This is a genomic window from Streptosporangium oxazolinicum, assembly GCF_039537505.1.
GTDB classification, from domain to species: domain Bacteria; phylum Actinomycetota; class Actinomycetes; order Streptosporangiales; family Streptosporangiaceae; genus Streptosporangium; species Streptosporangium oxazolinicum.
This window is the reverse complement of sequence record NZ_BAABAQ010000015.1, coordinates 91612-115500: the sequence shown is the minus strand read 5'-3', so window position 1 is coordinate 115500 and position 23889 is coordinate 91612. Positions and strand designations below refer to the sequence as shown.

General features: G+C 72.0%; 17 protein-coding genes. 6 read left to right on the top strand and 11 right to left on the bottom strand.

What is annotated here, in order from left to right; all coding sequences use genetic code 11:
• Positions 1–78: 78 nt before the first annotated feature.
• The 6 genes from ABD817_RS32985 to ABD817_RS32960 form a co-directional block, all read right to left on the bottom strand.
• Entirely contained in the window at positions 79–2700 is a 2622-nt protein-coding gene (locus tag ABD817_RS32985) for a bifunctional FO biosynthesis protein CofGH (RefSeq protein WP_344922212.1), read from the bottom strand.
• 443 nt (positions 2701–3143) lie between these two features.
• Positions 3144–4049, bottom strand: coding sequence for a DNA-3-methyladenine glycosylase family protein (locus tag ABD817_RS32980; RefSeq protein WP_344922211.1), 906 nt, complete (start codon positions 4047–4049; stop codon positions 3144–3146).
• Positions 4050–4072: 23 nt separating this feature from the next.
• Positions 4073–5164, bottom strand: coding sequence for a mannose-1-phosphate guanylyltransferase (gene manB, locus ABD817_RS32975; RefSeq protein WP_425583432.1), 1092 nt, complete (start codon positions 5162–5164; stop codon positions 4073–4075).
• A gap of 20 nt (positions 5165–5184) precedes the next feature.
• Complete coding sequence (locus ABD817_RS32970) at positions 5185–6306, bottom strand: glycosyltransferase family 4 protein (protein WP_344922209.1); 1122 nt, start codon at positions 6304–6306, stop codon at positions 5185–5187.
• Between the two features lie 91 nt (positions 6307–6397).
• Entirely contained in the window at positions 6398–7357 is a 960-nt protein-coding gene (locus ABD817_RS32965; protein WP_344922208.1) for a lysylphosphatidylglycerol synthase domain-containing protein, read from the bottom strand.
• A gap of 142 nt (positions 7358–7499) precedes the next feature.
• Positions 7500–8339 carry a class I SAM-dependent methyltransferase gene (locus tag ABD817_RS32960; RefSeq protein ID WP_344922207.1) on the bottom strand — a complete coding sequence of 280 codons (840 nt, stop codon included), beginning with the start codon at positions 8337–8339 and terminating at the stop codon, positions 7500–7502.
• Between the two features lie 353 nt (positions 8340–8692).
• Between ABD817_RS32960 and ABD817_RS32955 the strand changes: the two genes are divergently transcribed.
• Positions 8693–9631, top strand: coding sequence for a lysylphosphatidylglycerol synthase domain-containing protein (locus ABD817_RS32955; RefSeq protein ID WP_344922206.1), 939 nt, complete (start codon positions 8693–8695; stop codon positions 9629–9631).
• On the opposite strand, the gene ABD817_RS32950 is transcribed toward ABD817_RS32955, so the two are convergent.
• From ABD817_RS32950 to ABD817_RS32940, 3 genes are all read right to left on the bottom strand, one after another.
• Positions 9601–10674: a glycosyltransferase family 4 protein gene (locus ABD817_RS32950; RefSeq protein ID WP_344922205.1), complete on the bottom strand. Its 1074-nt coding sequence runs from the start codon at positions 10672–10674 to the stop codon at positions 9601–9603. The two genes, ABD817_RS32955 and ABD817_RS32950, sit on opposite strands and share 31 nt — an antisense overlap.
• Positions 10675–11568 carry a glycosyltransferase family 2 protein gene (locus ABD817_RS32945; RefSeq protein WP_344922204.1) on the bottom strand — a complete coding sequence of 298 codons (894 nt, stop codon included), beginning with the start codon at positions 11566–11568 and terminating at the stop codon, positions 10675–10677.
• Between the two features lie 187 nt (positions 11569–11755).
• Positions 11756–13891, bottom strand: coding sequence for a hypothetical protein (locus tag ABD817_RS32940; RefSeq protein WP_344922203.1), 2136 nt, complete (start codon positions 13889–13891; stop codon positions 11756–11758).
• Between the two features lie 334 nt (positions 13892–14225).
• Here ABD817_RS32940 and ABD817_RS32935 point away from each other — a divergent pair, with 334 nt between their 5' ends.
• The 5 genes from ABD817_RS32935 (at position 14226) to ABD817_RS32915 (ending at position 21815) form a co-directional block, all read left to right on the top strand.
• Positions 14226–15683, top strand: a complete 1458-nt coding sequence (locus tag ABD817_RS32935; RefSeq protein WP_344922201.1) for a hypothetical protein — start codon at positions 14226–14228, stop codon at positions 15681–15683.
• A 156-nt stretch (positions 15684–15839) separates the two neighbouring features.
• Complete coding sequence (locus tag ABD817_RS32930) at positions 15840–17456, top strand: LCP family protein (protein WP_344922199.1); 1617 nt, start codon at positions 15840–15842, stop codon at positions 17454–17456.
• Positions 17457–17900: 444 nt separating this feature from the next.
• Positions 17901–19919 (top strand): acyltransferase family protein, encoded by a 2019-nt coding sequence (locus ABD817_RS32925; protein WP_344922198.1) that lies wholly within the window; start codon positions 17901–17903, stop codon positions 19917–19919.
• 100 nt (positions 19920–20019) lie between these two features.
• On the top strand, positions 20020–21093 hold the full coding sequence (locus ABD817_RS32920) for a glycosyltransferase (RefSeq protein WP_344922197.1): 1074 nt from the start codon (positions 20020–20022) through the stop codon (positions 21091–21093).
• On the top strand, positions 21078–21815 hold the full coding sequence (locus tag ABD817_RS32915) for an acetoacetate decarboxylase family protein (RefSeq protein ID WP_344922196.1): 738 nt from the start codon (positions 21078–21080) through the stop codon (positions 21813–21815). The genes ABD817_RS32920 and ABD817_RS32915 overlap by 16 nt, the downstream gene beginning before the upstream one ends.
• Positions 21816–21948: 133 nt before the next feature.
• Here ABD817_RS32915 and ABD817_RS32910 read toward each other — a convergent pair whose 3' ends face one another.
• Together ABD817_RS32910 and ABD817_RS32905 are read right to left on the bottom strand one after the other, a co-directional pair.
• Complete coding sequence (locus ABD817_RS32910; RefSeq protein ID WP_344922195.1) at positions 21949–22824, bottom strand: sugar kinase; 876 nt, start codon at positions 22822–22824, stop codon at positions 21949–21951.
• 13 nt (positions 22825–22837) lie between these two features.
• Complete coding sequence (locus ABD817_RS32905) at positions 22838–23719, bottom strand: glycosyltransferase family 2 protein (protein ID WP_344922330.1); 882 nt, start codon at positions 23717–23719, stop codon at positions 22838–22840.
• Positions 23720–23889: the final 170 nt, after the last annotated feature.

Sequence of the window (23889 nt, the reverse complement as noted above, 5' to 3'; positions counted from 1 at the left end):
TCTCCCTACATACGGCTACAGGGGAATGACGATTGTGCCCACGAACCTCTCACGAAAGGCAGCCGGACGTAGAACTCGTTATAACTTCGCCGACGGCTCCAGGGAGAGCAGCGGAAGGGCGTTGGGACGGAGGCCGGGACGGACGCTGCGGCAGACGCCGTCGCTCGCCCTGGCCGCGGCCACCCGCTCGGCGTCCGGCACGCCGTACCCGGTCAGGCGCTGCCGGACCGGCCGCCCGGTGGGCGCGACCATCGCCTCGATCTCGCTGATGGTCTTGAAGGAGCCGTTCTCGGACCCGGCCATCCTGCTGATCGTCTCCTCCATCAGGGTGCCGCCGAGGTCGTTGACCCCGCCCAGCAGCACCTCGCGGCAGAGGCCGTCCTGGAGCTTCACCCACGAGCACTGGATGTTGGCGATCGCGCCGTGCAGCAGGACGCGGGCCAGCGCGTGCACGGCCCGGTTCTCCCGCGCCGTCGGCCCGGGACGGGCGATCCCCGCCAGGTAGATGGGCGCGCTGTGGTGCACGAACGGCAGCAGCACGAACTCGGAGAACCCGCCGGTCTCCTCCTGGATGCGGCGGATCAGCCGGATGTGCGCCACCCAGTGCGCGTGGTTGTCGACGTGGCCGTACATCATCGTGGAGGTCGTCGGCAGGCCGACCCGGTGCGCGGTGGAGATGACCTCGACCCACTCCCTGGTGGGAAGCTTGCCCTTGGTCAGCACCCAGCGGACGTCGTCGTCGAGGATCTCCGCCGCGGTGCCCGGCAGCGAGTCGACGCCCGCCTCCCTCGCGGCGACCAGCCAGTCCTCGATGGACAGATTGGTGCGGCTGGCGCCGTTGATCACCTCCATCGGAGAGAACGCGTGGACGTGCATCTCCGGCACCCTGGCCTTGACCGCCCTGGCGATGTCGAAGTACGCGGTCCCGGGCATGTCGGGGTGGATGCCGCCCTGCATGCACACCTCGGTCGCCCCGGCCTGCCATCCCTCCCAGGCGCGGTCGGCGACCTGCTCCAGCGAGAGGGTGTAGGCGTCGGCGTCGGTACGGCGCTGCGCGAAGGCGCAGAAGCGGCAGCCGGTGTAGCAGACGTTGGTGAAGTTGATGTTCCGGTTCACCACGTAGGTGACCTCGTCACCGGCCGCCTCCCGGCGCAGGCCGTCGGCGATCCGGCAGAACTCGTCCAGCGCGGCGTCGTCGGCGCCCACCCCGTTCTGGTCCCCGGCGAGGTCCAGCAGGACGAGCGCCTGGGCGTCGCTCAGCCCCGCCGGGTCGCTCTCGGCCTGCCTCAGGGCCTCCCGCACGTCACCCCGCACGATCGAGGAGGCCGCGGGCAGCCGCTCCCTGAGCGCCTCCCAGTCGCCGTACACGTTGTCGAAGTCGTCGCGGCGGTCGGCGCTGCGCCCCTCGGTGTCGACGGCCGTGTGCAGGTCCACGCGGCCCAGGGAGACGAAACCGCCGTCCGGCTCCTGCCAGGGGCGGCCGGTCAGGACGGCGTCCTCTCGGGCGAGCCCGGTCTCCGGGTCCGCCAGGGCGGCGACGTGCGCGTTGAGCCTCGGGTCGAGCCAGGGCTCCCCCGCCAGCACGAACTCGGGGTAGATGGTCAGCCGCTCGCGCAGCGCGAACCCGGCGGCGGCCGTACGGGCGGCGAGGTCGTCGATCTGCGGCCAGGGGCGCTCGGGGTTGACGTGGTCGGGCGTGAGCGGCGAGACGCCGCCCCAGTCGTCGATGCCCGCCCTGATCATCAGCTCGTACTCGGAGTCGACCAGGTTCGGCGGGGCCTGCACCCGCATCTTCGGCCCCAGCACCAGCCGGGTCACCGCGATGGCGGCGGCCAGCTCCTGTAGATCGGCGTCCGGCATGCCACGCATCGCGGTGTCCGGCTTGGCGCGGAAGTTCTGGACGATGATCTCCTGGATGCCGCCGTACTCGCGCGCCACCCTGCGCAGCGCGAACAGCGACTCGGCGCGGTCCTCGACCGTCTCGCCGATGCCGATGAGGATGCCGCTGGTGAACGGCACGTTCGTCCGCCCGGCGTCCTCCAGCACGCGCAGCCGCACCGCGGGGTCCTTGTCGGGCGAGCCGTAGTGCGCCTGCCCCTTCTCCTCGAAGAGCCGCCGCGAGGTCGTCTCCAGCATCATGCCCATGGAGGGCGCGACCGGCTTGAGCCGCTGCAAATCCTGCCAGGTCATGACACCCGGGTTCAGGTGCGGCAGCAACCCGGTCTCCTCAAGCACCCGCACGGCCATCGCGCGGACGTAGGACAGCGTGTCGTCGTAGCCGTGCGCGTCCAGCCACTCACGGGCCTGGTGCCAGCGGTCCTCCGGCCGGTCGCCCAGGGTGAACAGCGCCTCCTTGCACCCCATCGCCGCGCCCCGCCTGGCGATCTCCAGCACCTCGTCGGGACTCAGGAACATGCTTTCCAGCTTGTGCGGGGCGGTGGCGAACGTGCAGTATCCGCAGCGGTCGCGGCACAGCCGCGTCAGGGGGATGAAGACCTTGCGGCTGTAGGTGATGATCCCCTGCCGCCCGACCGCCTCCAGGCCCGCGTCCCTGACCCTCCCCGCATGGTCGAGGAGGGTCTCCAGATGTTCGTCTCGTGCGTGCAGCAGGGTCGTGGTTTCGGCGAGATCGAGAGCTTTGCCGTCGCGGGCCCTGGCCAAAGCCCGGCGCATCGCGTTGTCGGTGGGATGAGCGCTCATGACGGCACAGTACGGCGCGGCACGGACATGTTGGGCGGCGGGTGCCCGCTCGCGGAGCCCGGCACCCGGCCGCGTCCCCGAGCTCCCCGGTGCCGGGCACCCGGTCGCGGCCCTCTCGAGGAGACAGCCCGCCCCGGGCGGCGGGTGCCGGAGCGGGGTCCGACACTTCAGAACTCCTAAAGCGTACGGTCAAGCAAGTCTCGATAGACGTAAATGCTTGTAGATGCATAAATTAGAGAGGTCACCCGGAAGCCCCGCACCCGCGGGAAACCCACCTGGATCCTCCGAGAACCTCCCTCGGAACTCACCCGGCAGGAGCCGAAAAATGATCTGGTTTCTTCTCGCCCTCGCCGCCGTCGCCGTCCTCGCCCCGCTGATCGGAGCCGACACGCGCGACAGCCTCGACTGGCATAGCGGCGAACCCTCCCCCGACGAGGGGGCGCTCAGAACGACCGGTAGTCGCGCACGGGCATTCGCGGCCCGCGAGCGGGTGGCCGCACACCGCCCAACCCCAGCAGCCGGCTGACCCGATGCCGGTGCCCCCGGTAGGGAGCGAGCAGCCGCAACATCCGCGCGTCGTCCACCCGCTCACCGCTGAGCGACCAGCCGACCAGCGACGGCAGGTGGAAGTCGCCCACCGAGACGGCGTCCGCGTCACCGTGCGAGCGCTGGCGCACCTCGGCGGACGTCCACACCCCGATCCCGGGCAGCGCCCTCAACAGCCGATCCGCGTCGGCGCTGCCCCCGGTCGCCTCCAGTTTCCCCGCGTGCCGGGCGGCGTTCGCGATCGTCCGGGCCCGCACCGCCTCCGCCCCCGCGCGGTGCCAGTCCCACGACGGGATCGACCGCCACACCTCGGGCTCGGGAAAGACCCGCATCCCCTCGGGCGCGGGCCCCGGCGCGGGCTCCCCGTAGCGGCCCAGCAGCCACCGCCACGCCCGCCACGCCTCGGTGGACACCACCTTCTGCTCCAGCACGGCCGGGACCAGGGCCTCCAGCACCCTCGACGTCCGGCCGATCCTGAGCCCGGGATAGCGTCTCGCCGCGTTCCGCAGCACCCCCGGCCAGTCGTGCCCGGGAACGAACCCCGACACGTCGTCACCGTCGCCCAGCAGCGCGGGAAGCGTCTCCAGCATCCACTCCGCCCCCGGCCCCCACGCGGTGGCCGCCACCCTGCCGCCCATCAGGGCCACGTGTAGCGTCCCCGGCCCGTCGGGCGTGCGCGAGGTCCGCCAGACGGCCCCGCCGGGCGCCGTCCTCAGGGTGGGGTCGCCGGTCCCGCGCCGGTGCGGGTCGAACGCCAGCGCCAGGTCGACCGGCCACGGCGGGCACCACTCACGTTCCCTCACGAAGGTGCCCGCGCCGCGAACGGTCAGATGTCGCTGGAGAAGCGGATCGCGAACTCGGGAAGCACCACGCCCGGCCAGACCCGGCTGCCCGCGAGCAGTTCGTTGCCCGAACCGACCACGGCGCCGTCGCCGAGCACCACGTCCCTCAGGACCGCCCCGGAGTCGACCCGCGCGCCGATGCCGACCACCGAGTCGACCACGACCGCGCCCGAGTGCACGACACAGTCGTCCCCGAGGACGCTTCCGCTGATCTGCGCCCCCGACTCCACGATCGCGCGGGCCCCGATCACGGAACCGCCGGAGACCTTGGCCTCGGGTGAGATCATCGCGCCGGGCAGGGCGAGGAAGTCGCCGGTGGGACCCGGCAGGGCGGGCGAGGCGAGGCGGCCGAGGACCAGGTCGCGGGAGCCCTTCACGAAGGCCGCGGGCGTGCCCACGTCGAGCCAGTAGGACGCGTCGGCGTAGCCGAGCACCAGGGCGCCGTCCTCGATCAGGCCGGGGAAGGTCTCGCGCTCGACCGAGACGACCTCGCCCTCGGGGATCGTGTCGATCACCGAGCGGGTGAAGACGTAACATCCGGCGTTGATCCGGTTGGTGACCGGGTTGGGGGTCTTCTCCAGGAAGGCGGTCACCCGCCCCTCCTCGTCGGTCGGCACGCAGCCGAAGCGCGAGGGGTCCTCCACCTCGGTCAGGTGCAGGGTGACGGCGGCACCCCCCGCGACGTGCGTCGCGACCTGCTCGCCGATGTCGTGACCGGAGAGGATGTCGCCGTTGAGCACGAGCACCGGATCATCGGGGCCGCAGGTCAGCGCCTCGGCGGCGTTGCGGATGGCCCCGCCGGTGCCGAGCGGGACCTCCTCCGTCATGTATTCGAGCGATAGGCCGAACGCCTCGCCGTCTCCGAACGCCTCGGAGAACATCTCCGCCCGGTAGGAGGTGGCGAACACGATGCGCCGCACGCCGAAGGCCCTCGCCCTGGCGAGCTGGTGGGCGAGGAAGGGAACCCCGGCCGTGGGCAGCAGGGGTTTCGGGGTGCCGAGCGTCATCGGACGCAGGCGTGTCCCTCGTCCACCGACAAGGAGAATCGCCTCGAGATCGGGCAAGGGGGTCTCCATCATTCCGCGAGGTTAGCTCACTACTCGGCCGCACGCTGGTAGGAGAGCAGGTGCGCCTCGGCCGAGGCGTCCCAGGTGAACTCCTTGGCGCGGGCGATCCCGGCCACGGACAGCACCCCCCTGCGCTCGGGCGACGAGAGCAGCGTACGCAGCGCCTCGGCGATGCTCTCGGCGTCGGGTTCGGTGTAGGCGACCGCGTCGCCGCCCACCTCGGGCAGCGAGGTGCGGTGGGTGGTGAGCACCGGCGCGCCGCAGGCCATCGCCTCCAGCACCGGCAGCCCGAAGCCCTCGCCCCGCGAGGGGAAGGCCGCGACCACCGCCCCGCCGAGGAAACCGCACAGGTCGGCGAACGACAGGAAGCCGGGACGCAGCACCCGCACGGTCGAGGGGACCTCCTCCACCGCGGCGTCCACCTCGACGTCGCGGATGCCCCCGGCGAGCACCAGGGCGGGCGGATCCGGGAGGTTCTCGACGGCCCGTACGAAGCCGCGGATCAGGTTTGGCACGTTCTTACGCGGCTCCAGCGGGCCCAGGAAGGCGACGTACGGGGTGCCGTGCAGGCCGAGCCGGTCGGAGGCGTGCGTGATCTCACGCTCGGACGGCGGGTGGAACAGCGCCGGGTCGACACCGTGGTAGGCGACGTCGATGCGGGTCGGGTCGGCCGAGAGGATCCTGATCAGCTCGTCCCTGGTCGCCTTGGAGGGCACGATCACCCGGGCGGCGTGCCGGACCGCCGTGCGGGTCGCGGCGCGGAAGAACGCCGCCTTGACCGCGTCGTGCTGCAGGGGCTCGGTGAAACAGGTGAGGTCGTGCACGGTCGCCACGGTGGGCAGCCCCGGGCTCAGCGGTATCGAGTAGTAGGGGGCGTGGATGACCTGGGCGCCGACCTGCCGGGCCAGGAACGGGAGACCCGTCTGCTCCCACGTCAGGCGGGCGGCCCGGTTGGTGATCCCGTGAGGCCCCGGCACGATCCGTGCGGAGGGCGCCAGTCCGGCGTATCGGGCGGCGTCGGCGCGCTGGCAGACGACCGCGAGGTCAGCGCCCGCCCGGTCCAGTGCGGCGACGAGTCCATCGACGTACCTGATCAGCGCACCGCGATCGGCCGGAACCGCGGCCGCGTCGACGAGCACTCTCGGCGTCAAGAAGGATCGCTCCCCTCATGATCCACATCGGGACGACCGTCCCCTTCCTCTGTTTACTCTATTGCCAGAGTCTCCGGAATCGTGGGGGAAATCACACTGCTTTTCCCGAAGCGTGGTCCTTCCGGGACCCCTCGGCGCGGCGCGCGGCCAGACCGGCGAGACCCGCGCAGAGGAGATCGCCGAGAATGATCACGACCCGGGAGCAGAGCGCCGCCGCGATGGCCGAGCCCTGGTCCAGGACCGGCGCCAGGACGGCCACCATCGCCACCTCGCGCACCCCCGCCCCCGCCGGGACGACGAACGTCATGATCCCCAGGCACCATGACAGCGCGAACGCGCCGATCGAGAACAGGACCGCGGAAAAGCCGGAGGACCCGAGGTCGTGGACGATCACCGCCAGGTGCAGCCCGTACGCGATCCAGCCGAGCAGTGCCCAGCCCAGCGCGGTGAGCATGCCCCGGCGGGTGAGCGGGCGCTCCAGCGGCTCGCGCCTCAGCTTCCGCAGCCCGAATCCGAGGACCGCGTTGATCACCCTCGGCTCGAAGGCCACCGCGAGCACCGGGATCAGCAGGAACACCCACGCGTACGGCGCCACCGACCCCGGCAGCGCCGCCAGCAGGGCCACCCCCGAGACCACCAGCCCGCTGCCGAGCTGCACCGGCAGCGTGAGGAAGAACGCCGCCGCGCTCCGCGACCGGGGCACCCCCAGCTCCCGGCCCATCTCCATCTGGGCGATCACCGGCCACAGCGAGCCCGGGATGTACTTGCCCAGCTGGCCCACGAAGAAGACCCTCGCCCCGGCGCGCAGGGGCAGCGGCGAGCCCAGGTCGGCCAGCAGCGCCCGCCACGTCATCATCCCGCCGCACAGCGCGGCGAGCACCGCGACCAGCGACAGCGCGAGCGACGCCCACGACAGCCGGGCGAACCCCGCGCGGATCTCGTCCCACTGGCCCACCACCACCCACGCGCCGAACCCGAGCGCGACGAGCAGGAAGCCGACGCGGGCCAGCCGCCTCAGGGTGGACGTGCCGGACCCGGCCCGCGCGGTCACGGGAGACCCGCCGGGGACGTACCGGCTCCGGTGATCACGGCTGCGGAGAGGCTCACAAGGGGCATACCGGTTCCAGTGATCACGGCTGCGGGGAGGCTCACAGGGGGCATACCGGTTCCAGTGATCACGGCTGCGGGGAGGCTCACAGGGGGCGTACCCGCTCTGGCGGCCGGGGCAGGGAGAGCCCGGCCGGGCGGCGGTCACCCCTGGTCGCCACCCACAGGTAGGTGGGCACCACCGGCAGCAGGGCCCGCAGCACCGGGCGGGGCAGCCTGGACAGCACCCCGCCCGCCACCCGTCCCACCACGCCGGGGAAGAGCTCGTTCCCGGCGAACGCGGCCGGGGTGGCGAGCACGGGGAAGGTGTAGTCCCACACCCGCAGGCCGCGCACCATTTTCCGCAGGCCGCGGCGGGTGCGGTAGCGCTCGTAGTAGCTGTCGGCCCGGCCGGAGAGCCGCACGTAGCGGTCGGCCAGCGCGGGCGGCAGGTAGGACAGGAACGGCAGCTTGTAGTGCGGCTCCATCACCCCGAGCCGGTTGCCCAGCCCCAGGTAGAGGACGCCGTCGTCGGACAGCACCCGGCGCATCTCGGCCATGATCGCGTCCGGGTCGACCACGTGCTCGTAGATGTGGTTGAAGACCAGCACGTCGACCGAGCCGTCGGGGAAGGGCAGCGCGGTGCCGTCGGCGCACACGAACGCGACCCGCTCGCCGAACCTCTGGGACGCCTTGCGCAGGCCCGGCACGTCGATGTCGACGCCGAACGTGTGCTTCGCGCCCGCCGCAGCCAGTTCGTCGGCGATGAAGCCCGCCGAGCAGCCGATGTCGGCGACCGTCAGACCGGCGAGGACGTCCTTGTCCCTGCCGAGGAAGTGCCCGAGCACCGCGACGATCTTCGCGGCCTTCCTGCGGCGCTTCTCCTCGTCCAGCATCGCCGCCTGGAACTCGGAGTACTCAAGCTGCGCGACCCGCTCGGCGCTCATCACTCGCTCACCGCTCCTCTTCTTCTTCCCCTCCGCGCGTGACGCCGGGACCTTCCCTCCGGACGTCTCCGGGCGTCTCGGGACGGCGTCCTTCGCACGGCACCTCCCGAAAGCATGGCATCTCCCGAAAACACGGCGTCTCCCGAAAACACCGCACCTCCCGAAAGCACGGCACTCCCCGGAAACACGATGCCTCCCGGAGGTACGGCACCTCCCGGAGGCAGGGCGCCTCCCGGAAGGGTGCTTTCAGGACGGTGCCTCGGGGCGCTCCGCCACCGCTCCACCACGCCGCCCAAGAGTACCGGTGACCCACGGCCCTACCGCCGGGTAATGCGGCGTCGTACCCTTGGCGGATGCTCAGCCGACTGCGGTCAAGCCGCCTCCTGCGGGTGCTGCTCGCGCTGGTCGCGGTGGGTTTTCTCGGGTACGGCCTGGTCAGGAACCGTGACGAGACGGCGGCCGCGATCTCCCAGCTGTCGTGGTGGTCGCTCGGCGGGTCCTACCTCTCGGTGATGGCCGGGATCGGCGTCATGACGCTGGCCTGGCGGACGGTGCTGGCCGGGATGGGCTCGCCGCTCCCCCTCGGGAGCACCGCGAGGGTGTTCTTCGTCGGCCAGCTCGGCAAGTACGTGCCGGGCAGCGTCTGGGCGTACGCCGCGATGATGGAGCTCGGCCGCGACCACGACGTCCCGCCCCGGCGCATGTTCGGCTCCGTCTCCCTCGCCCTGCTGGTCTCCCTGGGCTGCGCCCTCCTCGTCGCGGCGGTCACCCTGCGGGAGACCATGACCCAGGCGTGGTACCTGCTCGCGCTGATCCCCGTCATCGCCGTCTGCCTGCACCCGGCGGTGCTCACCTTCGGGCTCAACCTGGCCCTGCGGATCGCCCGCCAGGAGCCCCTCGGCCAGGGACGGCTGCTCAGTGGCAGGGCCGTGCTCCTCGCGGTCGCCCTGACGATCACCGGCTGGCTGGTGTACGGCCCCCACCTGCTGCTCCCCATGGCCGACCTGGGCGCCTCGGGCGCCTCCCTCTATCCGGTGGCGGTCGGCGCCTACGCGCTGGCCTGGGCGACGGGCATCGTCACGGTGATCGTCCCCGCCGGGATCGGCGTCCGCGAGGGGGCGCTGGTGCTCGCGCTGGCGCCGGTGCTCGACTCCCCCAGGGCACTGGTGGCCGCGGTGGTGTCCAGGGTGATGTTCACCCTGGCCGACCTGAGCTGGGCCGGGATCGGCTTCCTCTGGGGACGCCTCTCCGGCCCGGCGGGTCAGCGCGAGGAGACCAGCGTCTCGACGTAGGAGATCCAGTACGGCTCGGGATCGACGGCCTTGACCCCGGCGCGCAGCCGCTCGGGCTCACCCGGCCGGTAGAACGCGGCCAGCGCGGCGCGCAGCCCCTCCACCGAGCCGGGCTCGACCAGCAGGCCGTCCACCCCGTCGGTGACGTGGTCACCGAGCGTGCCCGCCCGGCTGGCGACGACCGGCACCCCGTGCTCGTGGCCGAGCCACACCTGCTGGCTCGCCGTCCCGCTCCGGTAGGGCAGGACCAGCGCGTCCACGTCCGCGAACAGCCCCGGCACGTCGGCCGAGGCCACGTACCCCGGCCGCAGCTCCACCCGCCCGCCCAGGCCCAGTTCGGCGACGAGTGCCCTGGTCGTCCCCTCCAGGCCGCCCCAGAACTCCCCGGCGACCCGCAGCGACACGCCCTCGGGCAGCGCGCGGATCAGCAGGTCCAGCCCCTTGTACGGCCGGACGAGGCCGAAGAACAGCAGCCTGTTGTGCACGCCCTCCTCCGGAGCGTGCCCCCCGGTCCGGGAAGGCAGGTGCGGCGCCATCTCGGCCACCCGCACCGGGGTGGCCGCCAGGTCGCGGGCTTTCTCCGCCTGCCCCTCGGAGTGGACGAGCACCCCGTCCACCCGGCGCAGCAGCGCCCTCATCAGCGGCGCGTCGTACGGCTTGCGCTCGTGCGGCAGGACGTTGTGGCAGAGCGCCACGACCCGGGTCCGGCGGCGCAGGCCGTACAGGACGCCCAGGTAGGGCGGGACCTGCACCGGGCTGAGGACGGTGAGGACGACCAGGTCGGCGCTCCTGAGCCGCCGCCCGGCGCGGACCCAGCCGTCCGGGCGGCGCCAGTCGAGGTCGCGCCGGACGTGCGGGAACGGCTCGCCGTCCGGGGTGTCGGCGGTCTGCCGCCCCGGATACAGGAAGGAGGGGTACTGCGCCCGCCACGACTCGATCACCACGTCGTGCCCGGCGGCCCGCAGCCGGTGGGCGAGCTCGGTGGTGTGCGCGGCCCCGCCGCCCTTGTAGGGGTACGTCGGCCCGACGAGGGCGATCCGCATCTACTCGCTCCTGGAACGCACGATGAGGTCGGCCAGCAGCGCCAGCGAGCCGATGAGCAGACCGGACAGGAAGATCACGATGGTGTTGCTGGTCAGGTAGAAGCCGTAGCGGACGATGTCGACGACGCCCTTGACCAGGCCGATGCCGACCAGCCAGAGCGCGGGCGGCATGAGGACCTTGAGCGGGTTGAAGTACATGACCATCCGCAGCACCTGCAGGATGTAGCGGTAGGCGTCGGAGACGAAGCTGAACTTGGACTTGCCCGCCCGCTTGCTGTAGCCGATCGGCAGGTAGTAGACGTCGTGCTGGTTCGACAGGAACGACAGCGTGATCGTCGTGACGCAGGAGAATCCGGGCGGCAGCAGCCTCAGGTAGGGCTTGGCGACCGACTTGCGAAACGCCCGCAGCCCGCTGTTGAGGTCGGGGATCTTCTGCCCGGCGAGCCGCTCGGCCACCTTGCGGATGAACCACTTGGCCGGGACCCGCAGGAACTTGTGCGAGCCCTCCTCACTGGTCCGCGCGCCCACGACCTGGTCGATCGTCGGGTCCTTCTCCAGGATCTGGATGAGCTCGGGGATGCGCTCGTTCGGGTACGTCATGTCGGCGTCGGTCCACACGACGATCTCGCCGAGGGCCTCCTGCGTGCCGATCCTGCGCACCGTGCCGGAGCCGCCGTTGCGGTGGAAGGCCCTGATCCGCATGTTCGGGAACCTGGGCGCGGCCTCCTGCAGCCTGGCCAGGGTCTCGTCGGTGGAGAAGTCGTCGACCGCCACGAGCTCGTAGGTGTATCCGCTGTGGTCCATGGCCTCGCAGATGCGCTCGACCTCGGCGATGACGTGGTCCTGCTCGTTGTAACACGGCAGGACGATGGTCACGTACGGCGTTGCGTCCACGGCTGATCCACTCTCGGGCTCTCGGGCATGCTCTCGACGGGCGAGGATACTCTGCCCGGACGAGCCCCGAGCCCACATCACCTTCTCGGGACGGCTTCCCGGCACGCCTTTGGGCCGCTCCCCGTCCGCGCCCTCCACCGACCGGAGGCCGCCTGTTTCCGAGCCCTGTCGGCAGCCTCCCCTTCTCTCACGTGTCCGTGTGCCCGCGCGGGACGGTCATCCAGACGTCGGCGGCCAGGGACCAGGTGTTGTTGGGCGGGCCGACGAGGGAACGGTCGTCCTGGCGGGTGCGGAGGTTCATGATGTGGACGGGGGTGCCGTATCCGGAGAGCTGCCGGGACTCGGCGGCGAGCAGGACCGGGGTGCGGCCCGCGGCGCGGACGCGGGCGGACAGGCGCCTGACGTCGGCGGCCCTGGGGACGTCGCCGCGATAGACGGCGAGCCGGGCGGCGGGAAGGCCGCAGACGCCCCGGACGACCTGGGTGAAGCGGGCGGCGGTGACGCGCTCGACGACGAGCACCGAGGCGCGGGGCGGCAGGGCCGCGCACATGGTCTCGACCGCGGCGAGCTCGTCGCGGTCGACCGGGCTGAACGCCGTCCCCCCCGAGGTGATCACCGGGGGAACGAGGAAGAGGACCGCGCCGATCGCGACGAGGCCCCTGAGCACGCCCTGGCCGTACCCCGACCGCCGCGCCCTGTCGCGCGCCCAGCGCAGCCCCCAGACGGCGAGCAGGATCAGGCCGGGGATGACGACGGGAACCAGCCGCCGGGCGGCCCACGGCTGGTCGGGGGTGATGCCGGGCCGGTAGAGCGTGGTGACCGTGGTCCAGCCGATGACGGCCAGCGGCAGCAGCCAGCCGGGAGCCGTCCCCCTGACGAGCCTGCGCGCGAGCACGGCCGCGGCGATCGTGGCCATGATCGCCACGGGAAGCCCGACGTACCAGATCACCCAGTACGCCGAGTTCTCGTAGTAGAGCCGGGAGCCGTCGATCGGCAGGCGGTTGATCCGCTGGACCCCCTCGATGAACTGCGCGGTCACCCGGTCGTCCCGCGTGACGGGCGGCCGGACCACGGTCTCCAGCCACGGCCGGGCGGCGAAGGCCGCCGCGACCAGCACGACCAGACCGGCGGCGATCTCGGGCAGCCTCGGGATCCCGGCCACCCGCCGCAGCGGGGCCGCGAGCCGCGGGGCGAGCGCCGCCGCCACCACGGTGAGGAGCACGACCGCGCCGCAGATGGCCAGCAGCGGGATCACCGAGTCCGACAGGTATCTCAGGTACGGCCTGGACAGCAGGTAGGCGGCGGCCAGGCCCAGACCGGTCCCCGCCGCCAGGCCGCCGAGCAGCGGCACGCCCAGCCGTCCCCCGTCCCTGTCCCCCGCCCGGCGCAGGGCGATGAGCAGCCCGGCGTAGACGAGCACCGGGAGCACGTCGCGCAGCCCGTCGATCCTGATCAGGACGGCCAGCCCGAACACCAGCCCCGCCAAGGCGGCCCCCGCCCGCGCGGGGCCCTCACCGGAACCGGCGACGGAGGGCATGGGCGGCGGATGGTCCGCACCGGTCACCCGGGAGCGGAGCCTGGCCTCGGCGTCGTGCAGCAGGGCGAGGCCGCCGAAGAGCAGCACCAGGGACGGGATCTCGCTGAAGGTCGTCCGCGAGGTGTAGAGGATCGGCAGGCAGACGGCGAAGACCAGCGCGGCGAGGGGTGCCCAGCGAGCCCCGGCGAGCCGGGCGACGACCCCCGCGAGGACGAGCACGGCCGCCGCCCCCAGCACCGGCGGCACCAGCAGCAGCCCCGCGACGTCACCCAGCCAGGCGCCCACCACGTGCAGCATCGGCGCCCCCGGCATGAACTGCGGCACGACCGCGCCGCCGGAGGCGTAGAAACCCACGCTGTCGAAGTGGAGCGCCGGATCGGTGCCGCCGAAGGCCTGCTCCTGGAAGGGGATCGGCAGCGAGCCGTGCCTGGCCAGCCAGACGCCGTACTGCGCGTAGGTGGCGGGGTCACGGCGGACGATCAACTGCTCGCCGTGGAGCAGGCCGTTGAAGATCCCGGAGGCCAGGGCGGCGGCGACCACCCCGGTGACCTGCCAGGCGGTCGCCTCGACGGTATCCGGCAGGTGGCGCAGACCGTACCGGCACAGCAGCGCGACGACCGCGAGCCCCAGCGGGACCGCGACGAGCGGCCGGAACCAGCCGAGCAGCAGCAGCGGCAGCCCTGCCAGCAGCCAGCCCGCCAGGACGAGCACGGGCGCGACGGAGACCACGGCGAGCACCCTGCCCGCCGAGGGCCTGCGCGTACGGTCCAGCCAGCCGGTGGTCATGATGCGAACCGAGCGTAGTACCAACCCGGACCCGCACCGGGCACGCCGGGCCTGGACGGACACGGGTCCGGGCGGCCGGGGGCGTGGAGAGGGCAGGGGACCGAGGGCCAGGGGGCGGGGTCAGGGGGCGGGGCGCGGACAACGGACCCGACACGAGCGCGGAACCCGACACGAGCCCGATACGGACCCGACACGCGCACGGGCACGGGCCCGACATGGATACGGGCTCGACACGGACACGGCACCGACCCGACACGGGCCCGGCGCGAACGCGGGGCCGGGTGGGAGCCGGTAGCGTACGCGCAGCGTGTGAGGAGGGCGAAGAGGGGGACGAGTGATCGGGTGGGTGCGGCGGTATCGCGGGTTTCCTGGCGACCGCGAGTTTCCCGACCGCCCCGGGCTCCCGGGACACCGCCGGCTCCTGGACCACCGCTGGTTCCTGGTCGTGCTGGCCGCGGGGATCGCGCTGCGGGTGATCACCATGCTCGGCTACCGGCCCGCGCTCTGGTTCCCCGACTCCTACACCTACGTCGTCACCGCGCTGAAACCCCGGCCCGACCTGGTCCGTCCCGCCGGATATTCGATGTTCATGCGACTGCTCGAACCGTTCCACGAGTTCGCCGTCGTCGCGCTGGCCCAGCACCTGCTCGGGCTGCTGGTCGGCGTCCTGGTCTATCTCACCGCGCGGCGGCTGCGGGCGCCCGGCTGGGCCGCGACGCTCGCGTCCGTCCCCTCCCTCCTGGACGCCTACCAGATCGAGCTGGAGCACCTGCTGGTCTCCGACACCCTGTTCGCGGTCCTGGTCATGTCGGCGGCCTGCCTGGCCGTGCGCGGCTCCGTCGGATGGCGTACGGCGTGCGGGATCGGGCTGCTGCTCGCGGCGGCGACGCTGACCAGGACCGTCGGGCTGCCGCTGGTGGCGCTCTTCGCGGCCTGGCTGATCTTCAGGGAGCGGGGCCGGGTGTTCGCGGCGGGGGTGATGCTCGCCACCGCGACGGTGCCCATCGTGGGGTACGGGGCCTGGTTCTACGCCACGTACCAGCGGATCGGCATCGTGGGCGCGAACGGCGTCTTCCTGTACGGCAAGACGATGACCTTCGCCGACTGCGGCGTGATGCGCCCGCCGCCGGACCTGGCGGTGCTCTGCGACCCCCGCCCGCCCGCTCAGCGGCCCCCGGCCCAGGAGTACGTCTGGGCGCAGGACTCCCCCCTGGTCAAACTGCCCGGCATCACCTTCACCCGGACGAACGACACGCTGGCCGGGCGGTTCGCGTCGCTCGCGATCCTGAGCCAGCCGCTGGACTATCTCGGCTCGGTCGCCACGGAACTGGCCCGCTCGTTCACCGTGGGCCGCCCGGTCTACCCGGACCAGGAGGTCTACGACTACTACCGGTTCCCCGCGACACCGCCCCCGCCACCGGGGCGCTATCCGGCGACGGTGGGGGCCGAGGCGGCGAAGCGCTACGAGCGGGGCCCGATCTCCACCCGGATCGTCGAACCGTACGCGGGCTGGATGCGTACCTATCAGGGAATCGCCGGACTGCCTGGCGCGGCGGTCCTGGTGATCCTGCTGCTACCGCCCGCGGCGGCGTGCGTCCGGCGCTTCCGGCCGGACTCCACGGCGTGGGCGCTGCCCTGGTCGGTGGCGGTGGTGCTGCTGGTGATGCCGCCGGCGGTGGCGGAGTTCGACTACCGGTACGTCCTGCCGGCCGTGCCCGCCGCCTGCCTGGCAGCGGCACTTGTCGCTCGTAAACCTAATTTCAGTAACATTCCAACGAATGTCCGTATTTGAGTATGCTGGCCGCCGGATCATCATGGCGGTGTCAGGGGGCGGTCTTGGCCAAGTTCGCATCATTACGACTCCTGGCGCGCACCCCGTGATCTACCCTTTGGGCTCGATGATCGAGCACGAGCACCGGACGACGCCACCTCCGAGCGGGAGGATCGCATGAGCGACCACCGGCAGGCGGCCGTCAGAGACCGCCGGAGCGAACCGAGCTCCCCCGGCCACCGGGGAGCGCGGCGCGCGAGAGGGGACGCCCCCCCGGAAGGCCCGCCGGGAGACCTCCCTCCGCATCCGAAGGAGAAGGCGCCGAAGGGCAGGGGCCGCAAGCAGCGGAAGCTCAGCATCGGCGCCTGGGCCAGCATCGCGGCGACCGGCCTGCTGGTGCTCGGCACCCTGGGCGGCTACAAGGTCTACCGCGACACCCTCGGCGAGTTCCAGACCGTCGACCTCAGCGGCAAGCTCGGCCAGAACCGGCCCGCGGCCGTCAAGGGCGCCCTCAACGTGCTCATCGTGGGCTCCGACACCCGCGAGGGCGACAACCTCAAGTACGGCCAGCAGATGGCCGACGCGGGCAAGCGCACCGACACGATCATCCTCATGCACATCGCCCCCGACCGCGACAAGGCGACCTTCGTCAGCTTCCCCCGCGACTCGGTGGTCAACATGCCCCCCTGCAAGGCGGAGAACGGCGCGCCCGTCGCGGCCCGCACCGAGATGATCAACGCCGCCTACAACGAGGGCGGCATCACCTGCACGATCACCACGCTGGAGTCGCTCACCGGCATCCGCATCGACCACTTCGTCGAGGTCGACTTCACCGGCTTCAAGAACATCGTGAACGCCCTCGGCGGCGTCAGGATCTGCCTGACCAAGCCGGTCGACGACAAGAAGTCCAAGCTCACCCTCGCGGCGGGCTGGCACCTCCTCGCGGGTGAGAAGGCGCTGGGCTACGTCCGGCTGCGCAACTACGGCGACGGCAGCGACATCGGCCGCATCAAGCGCCAGCAGGTCTTCCTCAGCCAGGTGGTGAAGAAGGCCACCAGCAGCGAGCTGCTCACCGACCCCGGCAAGATGCTGAACTTCATCACCACCACCGCCCAGTCCGTCCGGATGGACGAGGACCTGGCCAAGGACACCAACACCCTCCTGCAGATCGGGCAGAGCGCCCAGAAGCTGACCGCGAACGGCGTCAAGCTGATCACCGTCCCGTGGGGCCCCCACCCCGCCGACCCGAACAGGGTCGCCTGGTTGCAGCCGTACGCCGACCAGCTGTTCGCCGCGATCAAGAACGACACCGAGGTCACCCCGCCCCCGGACCCCAAGGCCAAGCCCGCCGTCAAGCGTGAGCAGGTCAGGCTCCAGGTGTTCAACGGCACCGACACGCCGAACCGGGCCAGGGAGGTCGCCGCCGAGCTGGCCGAACAGGGCTTCGTGATCACCCACGTCGGCAACGCCCGCCCGGCGACCGGCAACGTGCCCACCACCACGGTGCGGTACGCCAAGAAGGACACCGCCGACGGCGTCTCGTACGGCGACGCGGTGGCCGCCAGGCTCTCCGGCGACAAGCGCGCCCCGGTCTCGGGCAAGATCAAGCCGGTCACCACCGAGAAGTACGTCCCGGCCGTGGCCCCCACGCCCACCCCGGGCGCCAAGGCCCCGACCGGTCCGGTCATCCAGCTGGTCATCGGCGCCGACTGGCCGGGCGTCCGTGTCCTCCCGAAGATCCCCGACGCCCTCACGGACAAGATCGTCGACAGCAAGACCGACCCCTGCAGCTGAGGCAGCTCCCCCGGTGGCCCGGTCCGCCCTGCGGCGCGACCGGGCCGATCACCGTGGCCGGGCCGGCAGAACGACCAGGCCGGCCTCCGTGGCCGGAGGCGGCCATACGGCGGCCATGTGGCCGTGAGATCGGGCGGAGAGCCGGGCCTCGCAGCCGGAGCCGACGACGAAAACTGGCGAACCGGACATCGCGACTGGGTGACGGGGAGCCGTCGCCCGGGTGAACGGCGGGTACCGGCCGTTCCCGGGATTGTGGACAGTCACGATTACCCGAGAACCGCCCGAATCAGAGTGCGCCTGTGCGACAGAGGGCGCACAGTCGGTTTAGGGTTGGTCAAGGCGGCGAGGCGAACGCGCGCCCGCGTCCCCCGGCCCGCCCCCGGGCACCTCGCACGTCTGCCCGACTACTCACCGGTCTCCGACAGATAGCTGAGCCTCCCCCTCGTGAGCGACATCCGATCCTTCCAGGTGCCTGCCCCCCAGGACGACGGCGGTTCCGACCCCGGCTCCGGCGGGCCCACCGGTGGGCAGGGCCGGAGGTCCGCCCCGTGGCCCGCGCCCGGCCACGCGCAGGCGCCCGGTGGATCCCAGCCCTCGTGGCCGGAGCCGCCGGGTCCGGCCACCTCCGGCGGGACGTCTCGGCGCGACACCGGGGACGCCCGCGGGGAGAGCACCGGCGAGGTCACCGAGTGGGGGGCCTACCCGGCCTATCGCGAGCCCCACCCCAGCGGACCCCACCCCAGCGAGCCTCACCACGGCGGACCCCACTCCAGTGGATCCCACCTCGCCGGACCCCCCTTCGGTGGATCCCACAGCTCTCACGACCCGCTCGACCTGTCCAAGCCCCTGACCCCCGAGCCGGTCCCCCAGGAGCCCTCGTGGAGCCGTGAGGAGCCCGCGTGGGCGCAGGACGGGCCGTCGTGGGCGCGGGAGGGGTTGCCGTCATGGGCGGCGGAGGGCCCCACCCCTCCGCAGGGCGCCCCCCAGGCGCCGTCCCCCCGGCCCGACTGGGCCCCGCCACCCACACCACCACGCGTCCCCCCGCCGGGAGGTGCCGCGCCCCCTCGGGCTCCCGGCCGGGCGTCCGCCCCCGGACAGCCCCGGTTCCCCGAGGACCCCGAGCTTCCCGGACGGCCCCGGCTCCCCGGAGAGCCCCAGGCTCCCGTGCGGTTCCCGGACCCGGACCCGGGCCGTCCGCCGTCCGCCCCGCGGCCCCGGCAGGAGCCTCGGCCGTCCGGTGAGCGCCCCTTCTCGTACTGGGAGAGGGAGAACACCGGCAGGGAGAGCGAACCCTCGTTCTGGAACCAGGGCCCGCAGGCCGAACAGGAGCTGCGGGCGGAGCGCGAGCGCGAGCCGGTCGCCGAGGAGGAGACCCCGGCCCCTCCGGTCAAGAAGAAGCGCGAACCGTACCTCGACAACGTGAAGTTCGTCCTGATCGCCCTGGTGGTGACGGGCCACTCGCTGGTCCCCACCCTGAAGGCGCACTCGGCGGAGTCCGCGTACCTGTTCATCTACATGTTCCACATGCCGGCGTTCGTGCTGATCAGCGGCTATCTGGGGCGCAACTTCTGGAACTCCAACGCGAAGATCAACAAGCTGGTCGACACCCTGCTGATCCCGTACGTGGTCGTGGAGATCGGTTACGCGCTGCTCCGCTACGGGCTTGGCCAGAAGTGGACGCTGACGATAATTGATCCGGCCTGGCTGAACTGGTATCTGCTCGCCCTGGTCCTCTGGCGGATCTCCACGCCCATCTGGACGCGGATGCGGCAGCCGCTGCTGGTCGCGGTGGTCATCTACATGGCCGCGGGCTTCTCGGAGATCTCCGGCGACTTCAGCATCGACCGCTTCTTCGGCCTGCTGCCGTTCTACGTGCTCGGCCTGCTGCTCAAGCCGGAGCACTTCGACCTGCTCAAGCCCCTCTGGGTCAAGATCACTTCAGCGGTCGTGCTCGTCGGCGCCGCCGTGGTGGCGGTCGTCATCGCGCCCCGCGTCCCACTCGACCCGATCTACTTCCGCTACAGCTTCAAGGCCATGGACATGTCCTGGTGGCTGGGCTTCGGCGTACGCGGCGCCGTGCTGATCGCGGCGCTGATCATGACGATCGCGGTGCTCGCGCTGGTCCCCCGGGGCGAGACCTGGTTCTCCGACCTCGGCACCCGCACCCTGTACGCCTACCTGCTCCACGGTGTCGTGGTGGTCATCGCCAAGGACCAGGGCTGGCTGAGCTTCCCCTGGCTGTACGGCCCGCTGGGCGTGGCGGCGATCGCGTCCAGCTCGCTCGCCCTCGCCATCGTGCTGTGCCTGCCGGAGACCCGCAAGCTTTTCAAGTGGATGCTCGAACCCCGCCTGGTCTGGCTCTACCGGCGCCCGTCCCCGCCCGCCGCCACCACCACCGCTACCACCGCACCGGCCGACGCCGCACCCGCCGCCCAGGAGAGTTCAGCCTCAGTTACCCGGTAATTAACCCAACACATCCGGTGATGACGGAACGAACACCCAGCATCAGCATATGAGGGTATGCGTCGCGACAATCGCTCATCACCCAGAGGACGCCCGGATCATGCATCGGCAGATCCGGTCGCTCCTCGACGCCGGGCATGAGATCACCTACGTCGCCCCCTTCACCGACTGCAACGTCACCCCGGATCCCGGGATCCGCGCGATCGACGTGCCCCGGGCGACCGCCAACCGTCGCGGACGCGCCCTGAAGGCCGCGCGGGGAGCCCTCAGGCGCGGGGTGGAAGGCGCGGACCTGCTGGTCGTGCACGACATGGAACTCCTGTTCCGCCTGCCCAGGCAGCGCCCCGTCACCGTCTGGGACGTACGCGGGGAGATCGGGACCGCCACGTCGGGCACCGGCCTCTCCGGCCACCTGCGCCGCGCCCTGCCCGCGCTGGTACGCCGGGTCGAGGCCCGCGCGGAGCAGCGCCTGCACCTGATCCTGGCCGAGGACTCCTACCGGGAGCGGTTCTCCGGGCCCCACCCGGTCGTGCCCAACGCCGCCTACGTCCCCCCGCGCCCGCCCGCGCCGCCCGGCCGTAACCGGGTGGTCCACGTGGGCCACCTCTCCGAGGCCGGGGGCGTGGCCGAACTGGTCGAATCGGCCCGGCGGCTGCTCCCGCACGGGATCAGGCTCGACCTGATCGGCTCCGCCGACATCCGGATCAGGCCGCTGCTGCGGGACGCGCAGCGGGAGGGCCTGCTCGACTGGTACGGCTACGTGCCCAACCGGCACGCGCTGCGGATGGCCGAGGGGGCGATCGCCGGACTGTCGCTTCCGCACGACGCGCCCGGCCCCCGGCCCGTACCCGCCAAGATCATCGACTACATGTCCCGGGGAGTCCCCGTGGTCACCACCCCCCTGCCCGCCGCCGCGTCCATGGTCGAGAGGATCGGGTGCGGTGTCGTCGTCCCCTTCGGGGACGCCGAGGCGACCGTACGCGCGGTGCTGGCGCTGCGGGACGACCCGGAAGGAGCGGCCGGGATGGGGACGCGCGGCCACGCCGAGGCCCTGGCCCACCACAACTGGCCGGACCACGCGGGCGCGTTCGTCGGACGATTGGAGGAATGGGCGGGCAAACCAGTGACGTCGGGCCAGGAGATTGGTGTACTGGAGGCATGGCACGCCATCTGATCCAGGGACGCGAGGTCGCCATGCCGGTCCGCGTCCGCGACGTCATGGTCTGCAGCGCGTCCTACCTGGTCCGGGCGGACGCCGCGCGGGCCGTGATCGCCTACTCGCGTCTGGACGTCGCCGAGGTGCTGCCCCGCAAGGCCCTGTGCACGCTGGTGTTCGCCGACTACCGCGACGGTGACCTGGACCGCTACCACGAGTTCGGCGTCGCCTTCCTGGCCAGGCCGCCCGGCGCGGGCCACGTTCCCGGCGGGGGGCTGCGCGCGAACCTGTCCGAGCTGCACCGCACCGGCGCCGGGGCGTTCGTCCACTGGCTCCCGGTCGACCAGGGCTTCACCATGGAGGCGGGCCGCGCCATCTGGGGTTTCCCCAAGGAGCTCGCCGACATCGACCTGCGGATGTCCTCCCCCTACAAGCGGTGCATCCTGCGCAAGGACGGCCGCCTGGTGCTGGACCTGCTGATCAAACCAGGCGTCCCGGTGCCGGGAACCGGCATGATGACCGCCCTCGACGCCTACAGCCACCTGGACGGCGTCACCCGCCGCATCCCGTGGTCGATGTCCCCCAGGGGGATCCGCACGCGTCCCGGGGGCGCCCTCATCCGCCTGGGCAACCACCCGATCGCCAAGGAGCTGAGCGAGCTCGGCCTGCCCAAGCGCGCCCTGGTGACGAGCACGATCTCCCACCTGTCCATGACCCTCGGCGAGGCCAAGGAGCCCTGAGGGCCCCGGCGAGGAGATCGGAAACCGGGGTTTCGGGAGGGCCCCTCCGGAAGCCCCGCCCCGCGAGAAGCCGGGATCGGGCGCCGACCTCCGGGAAGAGTCCCCGAAAAGTCCCGGGAGGAGCCGCGCCGGATCAGCTGTCGAGTTCCAGAAGGGGCAGCTCGGCCCTCGTTGGCAGGCCCTGCCAGTCGCTGGGGCCCGACGAGGCGAAGGCCGCGAGCAGGCCGCCCCGGCGCAGCCGGTCGGCCGGGTGGAGACCTTCCAGCAGCGCGCTGAGATAGCCCGCGACGAAGGCGTCCCCGGAGCCGCCGGGGTCGACCACGGGCGCGGAGAGACCGGCGGCGTCGTGGCGGACCCCGTCGACCCGTACGCTCGCCCCCCGGGCGCCGCGCGTCACGATGACCTCGCGATCCCCGGTGAGCGCGGGCTTGACCAGGTCGAGCTCTGTCTGCCGGACGAACAGCACATCGGCGGAGCAGGCCAGCACGCTGAGGATCTCCTCGGCCTCGCGCAGGTCGGGCCAGAGCTGGTCGTGGTAGTCGATCGCCACCGAGACCGCGACCCCGGCGGTCCGCGCGGCGCGTACGGCGGCGTGCATGGCGTCGCGGGCGCTCAGCGCGGCGGTGATCCCGCTGACGTGCAGGACGCGGGAGGCCGCGATCCGGTCCACCGGGACGTTCCCCTGGGCCAGCCTGACGCCGGTGCGGTAGTACGTGATCCTGGCCGCCTGGCCGAGCCTCGACTCCTTCAGGAGGATCCCGGTCGGGGACCCCTCGTCCACCCGGGCGTCGGAGACGTCCACGCCCTCGCCGCGCAGCGTGGTGAGGATCCTGGCCCCCAGCTCGTCGCCGCCGACCTTGCCCAGCCAGCTCACCCGGTGGCCGAGCCGGGACAGCCCGACCGCGACGGTGAACTCGGCTCCGGCGATGTCCAGCCTGGCCTCGTGCTCGTGGCGGATCCGGCCGCTCGTCACGACGCCGAACGCCTCACCGAGGGTGTAAACGTCCATGGCCGGCCGGGGATCAGACGATCGGCGGGCGGCCGAGGCGGAGCATGCGCCAGGCGGTGTTCCAGCCCATGGGACGGCGCTCGCCCGCGGGCTCGCGGAGCCCCTCGGTGAAGCCCTTGAACCATGCGCGCAGGGCCGCCCTGGAGCGCTCGCGGGCCAGGGTCAGCACGATCCAGTTGAGGAGATAGAGCACGGCCAGCACCCAGGGAAGGTTGCGGCGGGCCAGCCAGACCCGGTTGCGGGCGTTGAGACGGTAGAAGTCGGTGTGCCGGGTCGGGGGGACCTGCGGGTGGTACATGACCGTCTTGGCGTCGTACTCGATGCGGTAGCCCTCGCCGAGGAGCCGCCAGGCCAGGTCGGTCTCCTCGTGGGCGTAGAAGAAACGCTCGGGGAGCCCGCCGACCTGGAGGAAGGCCGAGCGGCGGATGGCGCACGCGCCGCCCAGGAAGGTGGTGACCGGGGAGGAGCGCTCGGGGTCGCCCGCGCGCAGGCGGGGGACGTGGCGGCGCTGGCCGAGGCCGCCCTCGGGATCCTTCACCCGGAAGGAGACGACCGCGAGGTCGTGCTCGGTGGAGAAGCGCTCCCGCAGGTGGGAGACGAGCCCGGGGTCGGCGTACCAGCCGTCGTCGTCGAGGAAGAGGACGACGTCGCCCGAGCACTCCTCGACGCCGCGGTTGCGGCCCGCGGGGATGCCCGCGTTGTGGTTCAGCCGCACACTCCTGATCGAGGCCGAGGACCCCGGGGGCACGGTGGCCGACAGCTCGGGGACGTCCGCGCCGTTGCCGACGATGACCACCTCGACGTCACCGTCGACCTGGTTCAGCGCGGACTCGACCGCCCGATCCAGCTCGGGGACACGGTTGCCCATGGTGAGGATGACGCACGAGATCTTCAACGGGTCATCGTCCTGACGCGTCGAGAGCACGTACGGAGCATACTTTCATGATCACCGAGTCTGCTGGGTCGGGAATTCTGGCGGGGCTGGAGTTTCCTGGTATACCGGGGAACAAGCGTATCGGAACCGTCGGCGAACACCCACCAAACAACGGGGTGTTCGCACCTACG